Source organism: Pseudomonas sp. (assembly GCF_026224925.1).
Lineage (GTDB): Bacteria > Pseudomonadota > Gammaproteobacteria > Pseudomonadales > Pseudomonadaceae > Aquipseudomonas.
Genome location: NZ_JAMFRV010000378.1, coordinates 1 through 12,119 on the forward strand (window position 1 = coordinate 1; position 12,119 = coordinate 12,119).

Annotated in this window: 13 protein-coding genes and 1 pseudogene; 10 read left to right on the top strand and 4 right to left on the bottom strand. The window is 55.8% G+C overall.

Annotated features, from left to right (window positions below; all coding sequences use genetic code 11):
• Both M0974_RS16550 and M0974_RS16555 read right to left on the bottom strand, forming a co-directional pair.
• Positions 1-1,078 (bottom strand): alkene reductase (locus tag M0974_RS16550; protein ID WP_297838884.1); only part of this gene is annotated, 1,078 nt, incomplete at its 3' end.
• Positions 1,079-1,589: 511 nt separating this feature from the next.
• Complete coding sequence (locus M0974_RS16555; protein WP_297838887.1) at positions 1,590-2,474, bottom strand: LysR family transcriptional regulator; 885 nt, start codon at positions 2,472-2,474, stop codon at positions 1,590-1,592.
• Positions 2,475-2,638: 164 nt separating this feature from the next.
• Here M0974_RS16555 and M0974_RS16560 point away from each other — a divergent pair, with 164 nt between their 5' ends.
• The 9 genes from M0974_RS16560 (at position 2,639) to M0974_RS16600 (ending at position 9,959) form a co-directional block, all read left to right on the top strand.
• Positions 2,639-3,385, top strand: a complete 747-nt coding sequence (locus tag M0974_RS16560) for an SDR family NAD(P)-dependent oxidoreductase (RefSeq protein ID WP_297838890.1) — start codon at positions 2,639-2,641, stop codon at positions 3,383-3,385.
• A 65-nt stretch (positions 3,386-3,450) separates the two neighbouring features.
• Positions 3,451-4,314 carry an alpha/beta hydrolase gene (locus M0974_RS16565; RefSeq protein ID WP_297838892.1) on the top strand — a complete coding sequence of 288 codons (864 nt, stop codon included), beginning with the start codon at positions 3,451-3,453 and terminating at the stop codon, positions 4,312-4,314.
• A gap of 43 nt (positions 4,315-4,357) precedes the next feature.
• Positions 4,358-4,750: an SDR family oxidoreductase gene (locus M0974_RS16570; RefSeq protein WP_297838895.1), complete on the top strand. Its 393-nt coding sequence runs from the start codon at positions 4,358-4,360 to the stop codon at positions 4,748-4,750.
• Between the two features lie 41 nt (positions 4,751-4,791).
• Positions 4,792-5,541: an SDR family NAD(P)-dependent oxidoreductase gene (locus M0974_RS16575; protein WP_297838897.1), complete on the top strand. Its 750-nt coding sequence runs from the start codon at positions 4,792-4,794 to the stop codon at positions 5,539-5,541.
• Positions 5,542-5,640: 99 nt separating this feature from the next.
• Complete coding sequence (locus M0974_RS16580; protein WP_297838899.1) at positions 5,641-6,288, top strand: glutathione S-transferase family protein; 648 nt, start codon at positions 5,641-5,643, stop codon at positions 6,286-6,288.
• A gap of 94 nt (positions 6,289-6,382) precedes the next feature.
• Entirely contained in the window at positions 6,383-6,787 is a 405-nt protein-coding gene (locus tag M0974_RS16585; RefSeq protein WP_297838902.1) for a nuclear transport factor 2 family protein, read from the top strand.
• 19 nt (positions 6,788-6,806) lie between these two features.
• Complete coding sequence (locus M0974_RS16590) at positions 6,807-7,175, top strand: DUF427 domain-containing protein (RefSeq protein ID WP_297838904.1); 369 nt, start codon at positions 6,807-6,809, stop codon at positions 7,173-7,175.
• 168 nt (positions 7,176-7,343) lie between these two features.
• The gene (gene egtB, locus M0974_RS16595; RefSeq protein ID WP_297838907.1) at positions 7,344-9,491 is read left to right on the top strand and encodes an ergothioneine biosynthesis protein EgtB; all 2,148 of its coding nucleotides are present in this window, start codon (positions 7,344-7,346) and stop codon (positions 9,489-9,491) included.
• A gap of 198 nt (positions 9,492-9,689) precedes the next feature.
• Complete coding sequence (locus tag M0974_RS16600) at positions 9,690-9,959, top strand: hypothetical protein (protein WP_297838909.1); 270 nt, start codon at positions 9,690-9,692, stop codon at positions 9,957-9,959.
• A gap of 97 nt (positions 9,960-10,056) precedes the next feature.
• Here M0974_RS16600 and M0974_RS16605 read toward each other — a convergent pair.
• A pseudogene (locus M0974_RS16605) lies at positions 10,057-10,261 on the bottom strand (IS3 family transposase); the annotation flags it as partial.
• A gap of 131 nt (positions 10,262-10,392) precedes the next feature.
• Entirely contained in the window at positions 10,393-11,040 is a 648-nt protein-coding gene (locus tag M0974_RS16610) for a glutathione S-transferase (RefSeq protein ID WP_297838912.1), read from the bottom strand.
• Positions 11,041-11,262: 222 nt separating this feature from the next.
• Here M0974_RS16610 and M0974_RS16615 point away from each other — a divergent pair.
• A partial coding sequence (locus tag M0974_RS16615) for an alkene reductase (protein WP_297838914.1) occupies positions 11,263-12,119 on the top strand: 857 nt, incomplete at its 3' end.

Here is a 12,119-nt window from a genome sequence, read left to right on the forward strand (position 1 = left end):
CGTAAAAAGTATCACGGTCGTATTTGGCGAGCGGCAACTCATGCTCAAGGCGCTTGACTAGATCAGGGTTCGAGGTGAAGTAGCGACCAAACGCCACGGCATCGGCGTCGCCGCGCGTCAGTATCTGATTGGCTGTTTCGCCAACAAAGCCGCCTGCCGCGATGATCGGACCGTTGAATATTTTGCGAAGCGTTGCCGAAGCAACTGGTGCTTGAACGCTCGGATCTTCGTCGTCATGATCGCCCACGATGCGCGGCTCAATAATGTGCAAATAGGCCAGATTGAAGCGATTTAGTTGCTCAGCTACGTAACCAAATATCGCTTGCGGATTGCTATCCCCAACATCACCGTGCTTGCCACTCGGCGAAAGGCGAACTGCGACGCGATCACCACCCCACACCTCGACAACTGCCTCGACTATTTCGATTAAGAAACGCGCCCTATTCTCGACCGAACCGCCGTAAGCGTCAGTGCGCTTGTTAGCTCCGTCGACGAGAAACTGTTCAATCAGGTAACCGTTCGCGGCGTGCAACTCAACGCCATCGACTCCAGCCGCCTTAGCGTTCTCAGCCCCCCTACGGAATTGTTCGACAAGGCCCGGAATTTCTTCAATTGCAATTTCACGGTGAGGAGATGCCTGAAAAACGCCACTTGGTGTGACGGCAACGCCACTAAAAGGCACAACTGATGGCGCCAAGGGTGTAGCGCCATCCGTAAGATCCACGTGGGCCATACGGCCACCGTGCCAGAGCTGGGCGAAAAAAATGCCACCCTTTTCGTGTACGGCGTCCGCCACCCTTTTCCAACCGGCGGTTTGCTCGTCGGACCAGATGCCTGGACTGCGGTAATAGACGCGCCCCCCGATCCCTACCGCCGGCCCTTCCGAGATGAGAAGACCACCGCGAGTGGCCCTCTGTGAATAATATTCGACCATCAGATCACCGGGGACATCGCCCTCTTCGGACCGCATACGGGTCATGGGCGCGTGCACCACGCGATGAGAAAGGTTAAGTGCACCGAGTTTTACTGGGGAGAAGAGCTTTGACATAGTTACCTCGATAAAATCAACAGAAGACAAATCGCAGTTGCTACTGGCCTTAAATCGCTATTGGCTTGAACGTCCTAGTTTGTCTGGATAGCACCGGCACGTACCCGGTAAGCCACTCACCCGTGCTTACCGCCAACATGGGGCGGAAAACGGGCACGAACGGTCCGAGGCCTTTTTCGTGTATCCACCTAAACGCCCTTGGCTAGTTTCTATTTGCCGATGGACACCGAATGCCGCCCGAAAAAATACGTACGTACACATTTTGCATGCAGACAATATGTACGACCACCTTTTTATGTCAAGCGATTTCAGTTTGACCGAGACATGCAATACGCCTCTGATTCAAAGGAGTGGAGTCTCGGGTCAAGCTGGTCCGTCGCTCCTGATGGGATTCAATCTCGATGACAGGATGATCCCCCTCTGACGAACATGCTCATGGCTGCGGTGGATCAGGTGTACCCGCAGGAGCGGGCGTGGTGGGGGTATGGCATGAGGGCGGTAGGATTAATCCGAGGTGACTTCTCTTTATTCCCCATAAGTTTCACTTCGGCGTCATCAGTTCGTCGAGCTGCGACAGGAACAGCTTGAGAATCGGTGAGGTGTTCGACTTGCTGTAGCCCAGCGCTATATCGATCATCGGTGCTTCGCCCTCCAGCGGACGGCTGACGACAGCCAACGGCAATAGGTTCTTGGCGTAGGCAGGCATCAGCGCCAGTCCGCGGGTGGACGCGACCAGGGACATGGCCATCGCCAAATTGTCCACGCCGTGATCCCATTTTATGTCGAGCCCTGAGCGACGGAGATAGTCCTCGGTGACGGCGCGCAGCACAGTGGCTTTGTTCGAGCCGCCGATGAAAATTTCACCCACGAAGTCTTGCGGACGTATTGTTTCGCATGCGGTGAGGCGATGGTCGCTCGGCATCAGCACGATGAGTGGCTCCCGGTCCACCACCTGATATTCCAGGTCGTAATCTGACTCCACACGCAGGAAGGCCAGGTCCAGCCGGCCGCGCGTGAGCGCTTCGGCGAGGTCCGGTGAATAATCACTGGAGACCATGACCTGGATGTTGTTCATTTCATTGCGCAGCACGTGCATTGCTCGCGGCAGCCAGTTCATCTCGTGCCCGGTTTGGAAGCCAATGGCGAATGTCTTCCTCGTCGGTTGCGCCGCCCTGCGTGCCGTTTCGACCGCAGCATCGACCTGCATCAGCGCCAGGCGAGCGTGGTCGAGAAAGGCTTTGCCTGCAGCGGTCAGCTCAACGCCATGAACACTGCGCGACAGCAACTCGACCCCGACGTGATTTTCCAGATCCCGGATCTGCCGGCTTAACGAAGGTTGCGAGGTGTGCAGTCGTTTCTCGGCTGCTTCCGTCAGGCTACCCGTCTCGGCGACGGCAATGAAATATCGAAGATGTCGCAGTTCCATAGCGCCCTCATGCCTGCCAGGTATGCCCCCAGCTTACAAAGTCTTTTTCAATTTCGCCACAAGCCCCTAACTTTCTGGCCATGACGGCGCCATGAAAATCTTCCTTGCGCCGAAAGTGGTCGTCCATCCATACGCCACAAGTCATGCCTGACAGGAGCTGAAAAATGAGCAAGTCCGTTATTCTGATCACCGGAGCCCTCTCCGGCATCGGCCGCGCCACCGCCATCGCCTTCGCGAAGAAAGGTGAGACGGTGGTCGTTTCCGGTCGGCGTGATGAAGCCGGCAAGGCACTCGCTGAGGAATTGCGCTCCTTCGGTTCGGAGGCTGAGTTCATCAACGCTGACGTCCGCAAGGAGGATGACGTCCGCGCTCTGGTTGACAAGACCGTCGCGCGGTTTGGCCGTATCGATGTCGCGGTGAACAACGCAGGGACCGAAGGCCAGGTTGGTCCGATCGTGGATCAGACGGCGGAGTCCTATGCCGCGACGTTCGACACCAATGTGCTCGGCGTGATCCTGAGCATGAAGCACGAGGTGCGTGCCATGCAGGCCCAGGGGAGCGGTAGCATCATCAATATTTCCTCGACCTACGGGCACAAGGGCGCGGCCTATGCCTCGATCTATGTCGGCGCCAAGCACGCTGTCGAAGGCATCACTAAGTCGGTGGCGCTCGAACTTGCAGCGTCGGGCATTCGTGTGAATGGGGTCTCACCTGGCCCTACAGACACCGGCATGCTGACCCGCTTCACCGGCACGGCGGAGAACAAGGCGGCCCTGGTAGCGCAGGTTCCGCTGGGCCGACTCGGCCTCTCGGAAGACCTTGCCAAAGCGATCGTCTTCATCGCATCGGACGAGGCTTCATTCATCACCGGCCATATCCTCAACGTCGACGGCGGTCACACCGCTAACTGATCCTGATCGGGCGTAGAGATTTACTCCGCGCCCGACTAAGGGGGTCACCACCCGTGAGAACCTCCATGACTCAGCACAACCATCAGACCGCGCCGACGCAGTTCGTGGACGCAGCGGGTACCCGGTTTGCCTACCGACGCTTCGGCAAATCAGGCGAGGTTCCACTCGTCCTCAATATGCATTTCACCGGTACTATGGATCACTGGGATCCTGCGGTGACAGACGGACTGGCGCACGACCGCGAGATAATTCTGTTCAACAACGCAGGTATCTCCAGCAGTTCAGGGAAGGTGCCGAACTCAATCGAGGAAATGGCAACCAACGCTGTGGCCTTCATCAAAGCGCTCGGCCTCACACAGGTTGACGTACTGGGCTTTTCGCTCGGCGGCCTGGTCGCGCAGGAAGTGGCGCTGGCCGCTCCAGCACTCGTACGACGGCTAATTTTGGTGGGGACCGGACCGCGCAGCGGTGACGGCATGGCCTCGTTAACGCCCGAGGCGCAGGAGATCTTTGGCGCGACCTACAACGAGCCTGATCACTTGTGGCTCAGGGTGTTCTTCACTTCATCCCAAGCCAGCCAAGCAGCAGGCCGTGCTTATCTCGAACGCTTTCGACGGCGCACAGTGAATCGCGACCCAGACGTCAGTGACAAGGTCGCACCTGCGCAGATTGAGGCGCTGACCAAGTGGGGCGCACCAAGTGAGGCACCCTTTGATTACCTGAAGGCGATCAAACAGCCAACTTTGGTCGTCAATGGTGATAACGATGTGATCATCTACTCGGTGAACTCTTCGATCTTACAGCGCCACCTGCCGAACGCGCAGTTGATCTTCTATCCGGATGCCAATCACGGCTCGCAGTATCAATACCCCGAGCGCTTTGTCGGGCACGTTTCCCTGTTCCTTTCTGAAGATACCGGGCAGGCCTAAACCTGGCTCCGGGATTCAAGATCAAGACCAAGGGATGCTTCTCATGACCCGCCTCTTCGGCAAGACCGCACTCGCCACTGGTGCCTCTCGCGGCATTGGCCGTACCAATGCACTTGCACTAGCAAAAGCCGGAGCTCAAATGCTCATCCACTACAGCAGAGGGGAAAAGGAAGCGGCTGCGGTGGTTAACTACTTCGCAGCAGTCCTCGGCGAGCGTGGTACTCACGTCAACGCCATTGCTTCGGAGGGGATCGAGGCCGAACGCTCCAGTCCCTTCAGTAGCACTGCTAGCGGTGAACATATGCCGACCATGCCCGCCCATCTTTGCACTACAAAGCCTGAAGACATCGGCGAGGTTGTGGTTTTTCTTGCCTCTAACGGTGCGCGCTGGATCTCCGGCGAGACGCTGCATGTCGATAGCGGCTCTAAGCATTGAACGCTGGCTTCGAGCTACGCGTACTTAACAGGAGAAAGCAAATGTCTACTCAGTCCGTTGTTCTCATCACAGGCGCCCTGACCGGCATAGGTCGAGCAACCGCTATCGCCTTCGCGAATGAAGGCGCCAACGTTGTCGTTTCCGGACGACGTGAAGAAGAAGGTCAGAAACTGGCGGCCGAGCTCCGTGCACTCGGCACCGAAGCGGAGTTTCTGATTTCCGACGTGCGTCATGAAGATGAGGTACGCAACCTTATCGATGCAACTGTCAAACGCTTTGGCCGGCTGGATATTGCGGTTAACGCGGCGGGCATAGAGGGGCAGTCCATCGCTGTTACGGAGGTGACGCCCGAGAATTATGCGGCAACTTTTGACACCAATGTGCTGGGCACTTTCCTCAGTGTGAAACATGAGATGAGGGTGATGTTGGCGCAGGGTAGCGGGAGCATCATCAACATTTCGTCAACGATGGGCGAACGTGGTGCGGCGAATTTGTCCCTCTATACCGCCAGCAAGCATGCCGTGGAAGGTCTGACCAAGTCGGCTGCTCTTGAGGGGGCAGCATCCGGTGTGCGGGTCAACGCAATTGCCCCTGGACCGGTTCAGACAGCGATGCTCGACCGGCTGACCGGTACGGCCGAGCGCAAAGCCGCTTTCCTGATGAGTGTTCCACTAAAACGTGCTGGAGCCCCGGAAGAGATTGCCGACGCCATTGTGTTTGTCGCATCCGGTAAGGCGACTTTCATTACAGGCCAAATCATTCGAGTCAACGGCGGGAAGACCGCTTCATGACCCATGCTCGTCACCATGCTAGCGATGGCTCGGAGTTCTGAGTTTTGCTACCGGCATAAAAGAGTATCTGCTATGCCCATCGTCTAAGGAAATCAAGCTATGTCCGCCAATACACCAAAACTCTATCAGTCCGCGGGCTCACCCAACTCGCGGCGCGTGCGCATTTTCCTCGCAGAGAAAGGCTTGTCTATTCCGCTCGTCCCGGTCGATCTAGGTCAAGGTGAACAGCATTCCAAGAACTACAGTGCGATCAACCCGCGCCGAGTCGTTCCGACCCTGGTGCTCGAAGACGGCACCGCCATCGGTGAGGTGCCTGCCATCATCCGATACCTTGAAGAAGCCTATCCACAAACTCCGTTGCTCGGCGAGACCGCAAAGGAAAAGGCCTTAGTTACGATGTGGGAGCGGCGCGCCGAACTGGAAGGTTTCGCGGCCGTCATGGAGGCTATCCGCAACGCTGCACCAGGCCTGAAGGGGCGTGCGATTGCAGGCCCCTATGACTACGAGCAGATTCCAGAATTAGTCGAGCGCAGCAAGCTACGTGTGAAGAACTTCTTCGCTGACCTTGATGCTCGCTTGGCTGAGGTCCCGTTCGTAGCAGGTGATCGATATTCGGTAGCCGACATCACGGCCTTAGTCGCCGTGGATTTTGCGGCTAAAGCGATCAGCTTCCCCATACCGGAGGAACACGTCGCCCTGAAGCGCTGGTATGACCAAGTTTCAAAGCGCGAGAGCGCGTCGGTCTAACGACAAGCGAGAATTTGCGAGTCGACTTTCCGCGTCTCTTTTTGGACGGTGCAACGCGCCACCTTAAGTGGCAAGCAATGCGAGGAAAATCAATATGAGCATCAAGACCACCCCGGAGCAGAACAAAACACTCGTACTAGAGGCCTTTGACACGCTGTTCAACAAGAGAGATTACAAGGCGGCCACACGCTTTTGGTCGGACACGTACATCCAGCACAGCGCGCATATCGAACCTGGACGCGAAGGCCTGTTTGCCTTGATCCGCAGTGTGCCTGACACCCTGCATTACGAGCATCAGCTTATCGTCGCAGAAGGCGACTACGTCATCGTCCACGGGCGCTTCTCCGGCACCGGTCGACCCGTTGCCTGGATCGCGGCCGATGTTGTCAGGATCGAAGACGGTCTGCTCGCCGAACACTGGGACGTCTTGCAGGACGAAGTTAGCAGTGCCGAGTCCCAAAGCGGGCGGCCTATGTTTGGCGACGCCTTTCCCACCTGAATTAAGAGGACTGATTATCATGAAAATCCCCGGCCCCGATCATCCCATCACCATTACCCCATTCCAGGGGAGCGTCACTGTTCGATTCAATGATGTCGTCGTCGCGCAGACCGACAAAGCAGTAAGACTCGAAGAGGCCAAATATCCAGCGGTTTTTTATATCCCGAGATCCGACATTCGGGTTGAGCATTACGCGCGCACCGAACATAAAACTCATTGTCCCTACAAGGGTGACGCCAATTATTTCGACCTGAGCGCCGGCGGAAAGACCGCTGAGAACGCGGTTTGGACCTACGAAGACACGTACCCGGCGATGGCGGAAATCAAGGAGCACGTCGCCTTTTATGCTGACAAGGTCACCTTCGAAATCGAAGGCACGCAGGGCTGAATACAGCACTTGCGAGCAGTCACGCATCATCGCTATTCGGGGCGGGATGAGGGGTACAAGCACCTCCCCGGCCCGGCTATGGAAAAACGTTCGAAGCCCTGCCTCCTCTGAAAATACCAGAGATATTGATAGATCAGCGCAACGGCGATTCACCGGAGATAAAACCTGATGACCAGCATCGTAAGCGAGCTTCGCGACCTCCCCGCCATCAGCGCGTACCTCAAGCGCTACCAGATTATTCGCGGTCGGACGGAGAGCCTGATTGCACCGCTCAGCCCTGAAGACATGGTCGTCCAGTCAATGCCAGATGCCAGCCCCGCAAAGTGGCACATAGCGCACACCACATGGTTTTTCGAGACGTTTGTGCTGGCCGAAAACGTCGTTGACTACCAACCGTTCGATTCGTCGTTCGGTTACCTGTTCAACTCCTATTACGAAACCATCGGCCCCCGTCATCCCCGACCACAACGCGGGTTGATGACGCGTCCGACCGTGGACAAGGTGCTGGACTATCGCAAGCATGTCGATGAACACATGCATACCTTATTAGCGTCAGAGTTACCCGACGGTACTGCCGAATTGATCGAGCTGGGTCTAGCCCATGAAGAGCAGCATCAAGAGCTGTTGTTGATGGACATCCTGCATTTGTTCAGTACTTCTTCTCTCAAGCCAACCTATGACCGGAGCTGGTCCGCAGACCTTTCCGGGCGTCGCGGCCAGTTCAAACCGCTCAATGGAGGATTAACCGAAATAGGTCACCAAGGCGAGGGCTTCGCCTTTGACAATGAAGGCCCTAGACACACCACGTACCTGCAATCCTTCGAGATCAGCGATCGCCTCGTGACAAACGGTGAATGGTTGGACTTCATGGCGGATGGCGGCTACAGCAAAGCCAGCCTATGGCTTTCAGACGGCTGGGCGGTCGTGCAGCAAAATGGCTGGGACGCTCCGCTCTATTGGCAGCATGACAACCAGGGCTGGCGTCAGATGACGTTGCGCGGGCTGGAAACCATTGACCCGACGGCTCCGGTGATCAGCATCAGCTATTACGAAGCTGCAGCGTTTGCCCAATGGGCTGATGCGCGACTGCCAACCGAAGCCGAGTGGGAAGCAGCCGCCGAAGCTGGTCTGCTGGAACAAGTCGATAACGTGGCCTGGCAATGGACACAAAGTGCCTACACCGCCTACCCGGGATTCCGTACAGCGGAAAGCGCGGTGGGTGAATACAACGGCAAATTCATGATCAACGTGATGGTGTTGCGTGGCGGTGCCAGCATTACTTCCCCCGGCCATGCTCGCTCGACCTATCGCAATTTTTTCGGCCCGGAGAAGCGCTGGATGTTCTCCGGATTGCGTTTGGCCCGTGATGCGCGTCAACCTGGCGCGGTGGACAACCACAACAGTGAGTTTGGTCGTGATGTCGTCTGCGGCTTGTCGACCCTGGTGAAAAGTCTGCCATCCAAATACTTCTACGATGCCGCGGGCTCCGAGCTGTTCGAAGCTATCTGCGAGACGGCCGAGTACTACCCGACACGTGCTGAAACCAGTCTGCTGACCCAGATTGCTCAACAGATCGCAGATGCGATTCCCGAGGGCGCGGCCTTGGTCGAATTCGGCAGCGGCGCTAGCGAAAAAACCCGCCTGCTACTCGACGCCGCGCCGCAGGTTGCGCTGTACGTGCCGATCGACATCAGCGCCAACGCGCTGGAGAAAGCCGCTGCCCGACTGAAAAAGCAGTACACGCAGCTGAAGATCGTACCGTTGATCGATGACTTCAGTCGTGCGTTGCAATTGCCGGCCGAAGCGACCGGACACACTTGTGTGGGGTTCTTTCCCGGCTCAACCATTGGCAATTTCACCCACGAGCAAGCGGTGAGGTTCCTGCGTTCGGCCCACGTATTGTTGGGCAATGAGGCGCATTTCATCGTTGGCGTGGATCTGGTCAAAGACGCCGATGTGCTGATCGCAGCTTACGACGATGCAGAGGGAGTAACCGCACGCTTCAACAAAAACCTACTGACCCGAATCAACCGTGAACTCGATGGTGACTTCAATATAGAGGACTTCGACCATCTGGCGTTGTGGAACGACACCGAGAATCGCATGGAGATGCACCTGGTGAGCCGCCGCGAGCAAGTAGTCAAGGTCGCCGGGCACACCTATCACTTTAGCGACGGCGAACGCCTGCACACCGAGAATTCGCACAAATTCACCATCGACTCCTTCACCAAACTGGCCGCGCATGCTGGCTGGTCTGTGAGCGGTTACTGGGTGAGCGAAACGCCGCACGTTGCGTTGTTCAACTTGAAGGCGTGATTTTTATGTGACCAACACGGGGGTGGATACCTTGTGCGGAAAAAACTTGCCATCGCCCGCCAGAACTTGCCGCCCACGTGGCATCTTCAACGAAGGTCCCGCCACTACAGCTCACTGAGATCAACTCTTTTATTCTTTCGATGATGCTTGGCATATAACGTGCGTAATCTCTCCTGCAATTCTAATTAAGAGGTGTTTATGGCAATTGGAAACATTGGTTCTTCATTGGTAGCTGTAGCGGGTCGCCCCATCACCGCTGACGATCTAAAAAATGTAAAGCCAGGAGTACTGGGCCAGGGAAAACCGATGAAGCCTCAGGACGTCGGAACTGGCAAAACGGGCGCGTCCTCGTTACTGTCGCCACTTACGGACGAGCAAAAAGCGGCCGCCAAGGCAGAAGATAAACAGCAGCAGGCCTTCGCAAGAATGAAAGTTGAAATGCGTGCTAAGAATGGTGTGGAGGCCTAACTAACATCCTTCGCAGACACGCCTGCCACACACAGATAAATTGAGCCAAAACTTGGACTGCTAGGTGGTTAAAGCCTTGAAGCCTAAGCCCTGTACCTACAGGGCTTAGGCCGTACAGCTTCAGTTTGACGCGAAGATAGTGGTAGTAACGGATGCATTCTCCAGCCCAGCCTCCAGTTGCTCCACGCGATCTAAGCGCACAAAGTAATAAAATTCGGACCCCAGTGTGTCGAAAAGCTCTCCATCGCGGCTTTATCCAAGCAGTTTCCTTTGCGCGACATGCTTTGCTTCAACTCTTTTTCTGCAGCCGAACTCAGTAAATTGATAGCTGGGTACTAGATTGCCCCCCCTTGTTAGTTCTGGAGTCGAAAATGAGCGCCCTTCTCTAATTACTTCGTGGACTGAGGGACGCTGATAGCCCTCCATGCATCCTTTAGGCAGTCGCACTCGGACGCGAAGAGACAGCGTCATACCAGTTTTTCAACGCAGGACGGCTCTCTCCGATGGCCACGCTTAAAGCGTGGGTGCCGAAATCGATGGTGACCAAGGCCGTAATATCCGCGACGGAAAAATGTGTTCCCGCTATGAATGGGACTTCAGTAAGGCGTTGGTTCAGATCGTCATAGAAATTACTGACACGGAGCTTGCTTCGATCAGCGAGTTCAGCGATCTGTTCATAGTTATGGGGGCCGGCAATAGCGCGCCCCTTCAGCGCAGGAACCGCATTCCGAACCCCCTCCATCACGCTGGCAAAGCCCTCTTGTTCAACTCGACGCTCCCACATAGTGATAAGCGCTTTACCTTTGGGCGTAGAGCCCAGAAGTGGTCTCGTCGAGTAACTTTCCTCAAAGTATTGAATGATGGCCGGCACCTCGCCGATTGATGTGCCATCAGCCAGCACCAAGGTGGGAACTACGCTTCGAGGATTGATCGCCCTATAGGCTTCGGAGAACTGCTCCTTAGCACCCAAGTCAACGGATACAAGCTCAACTTCTACGCCTCTCTCCGCCAAGTAAACCCTCACACGGCGTGAGTTAGGAGAGCCAGCGGAGTGATAAAGCTTGATTGATTCAGTAGTCATGAAAGAACCCTTTTCAGAGAAATTTTGCGTGGTCAACGGAGGCCAATATGGATGAGCGTATTTAAATCCGTCAAGCAAAGAAATTTGCTTGACTAGGAGAAATACGGTCGTACATATTGTTATCAGCCACATCCAGCTGACGCTGATGAAACGCCATCAGCGCTACCGGTATTCCTACGCATCAATGAGCAGTCCGGCGCCGACGCTGGGCAAAGGGGATTTATGAGTGACTCAGCAAAGAAGCTTTTTCAACCCGTGCAATTGGGAGGCATTGGTCTGGCGCATAGGGTGATACATGCACCAACCACCCGCCTGCGCTCGAACGCAGACGACAGCCCTAGCCCGATGATGGTTGAATATTATCGGCAGAGAGCATCCCAAGGCGGACTACTAATAACTGAGAGCGCTCACCCGTCCTTTGAGAGCCGCGGCTATCTCGGAGCACCAGGGATTTATACAGACGCACATGTAGAGGCCTGGCGCAAAATTGTCGATGCAGTCCATGCAGAAGGTGGCCGGATTGTCATGCAAATCGCTCACGATGGCCGACAATCTCACGTGGACTTGAGCAGGGGAAATGCTCCAATTGCCCCTTCTGTGGTTCCCTTTGAAACCACGGTGCTTACTCATAATGGATGGGTGCCGAACTCGCCACATCGAGCACTTGAGCTCCATGAGATTCCGGCCTTAATCCAGTCTTTTCGGGAGGCAGCCGCCCGAGCGAAGGAAGCGGGTTTTGATGGTGTTGAGTTGCACGGTGCCAATGGATATCTGGTTGACACCTTTCTTCAAGACGGTACGAACAAGCGCACGGATGCCTACGGCGGTACGCTCGAAAAACGTACCCGTCTTCCCCTTGAGTTGGTGGAAGCGTTTATTTCTGTCTGGGGAGCAGACCGAGTTGGTGTGCGTATATCTCCCAGTGGCCAATGGGGAGCTATTTCGGATAGCAATCCACAAGCCACCTTTGGCTACTTTGCGCAGCGTCTGGATACGTACGGGTTGGCCTATCTTCATGTTATTGAGCCACGTATCAAAGGCACAGAGGAGTTGGTCGCGGAGTTCATCCCGCCAATAGC

Excerpts from the sequence above, each read along its gene's own strand:
- M0974_RS16555 (WP_297838887.1), bottom strand. The coding sequence starts at position 2,474 with ATGGAACTGCGACATCTTCGATATTTCATTGCCGTCGCCGAGACGGGT.
- M0974_RS16560 (WP_297838890.1), top strand. The coding sequence starts at position 2,639 with ATGAGCAAGTCCGTTATTCTGATCACCGGAGCCCTCTCCGGCATCGGC.
- M0974_RS16565 (WP_297838892.1), top strand. The coding sequence starts at position 3,451 with ATGACTCAGCACAACCATCAGACCGCGCCGACGCAGTTCGTGGACGCA.
- M0974_RS16570 (WP_297838895.1), top strand. The coding sequence starts at position 4,358 with ATGACCCGCCTCTTCGGCAAGACCGCACTCGCCACTGGTGCCTCTCGC.
- M0974_RS16575 (WP_297838897.1), top strand. The coding sequence starts at position 4,792 with ATGTCTACTCAGTCCGTTGTTCTCATCACAGGCGCCCTGACCGGCATA.
- M0974_RS16580 (WP_297838899.1), top strand. The coding sequence starts at position 5,641 with ATGTCCGCCAATACACCAAAACTCTATCAGTCCGCGGGCTCACCCAAC.
- M0974_RS16585 (WP_297838902.1), top strand. The coding sequence starts at position 6,383 with ATGAGCATCAAGACCACCCCGGAGCAGAACAAAACACTCGTACTAGAG.
- M0974_RS16590 (WP_297838904.1), top strand. The coding sequence starts at position 6,807 with ATGAAAATCCCCGGCCCCGATCATCCCATCACCATTACCCCATTCCAG.
- egtB (WP_297838907.1), top strand. The coding sequence starts at position 7,344 with ATGACCAGCATCGTAAGCGAGCTTCGCGACCTCCCCGCCATCAGCGCG.
- M0974_RS16600 (WP_297838909.1), top strand. The coding sequence starts at position 9,690 with ATGGCAATTGGAAACATTGGTTCTTCATTGGTAGCTGTAGCGGGTCGC.
- M0974_RS16610 (WP_297838912.1), bottom strand. The coding sequence starts at position 11,040 with ATGACTACTGAATCAATCAAGCTTTATCACTCCGCTGGCTCTCCTAAC.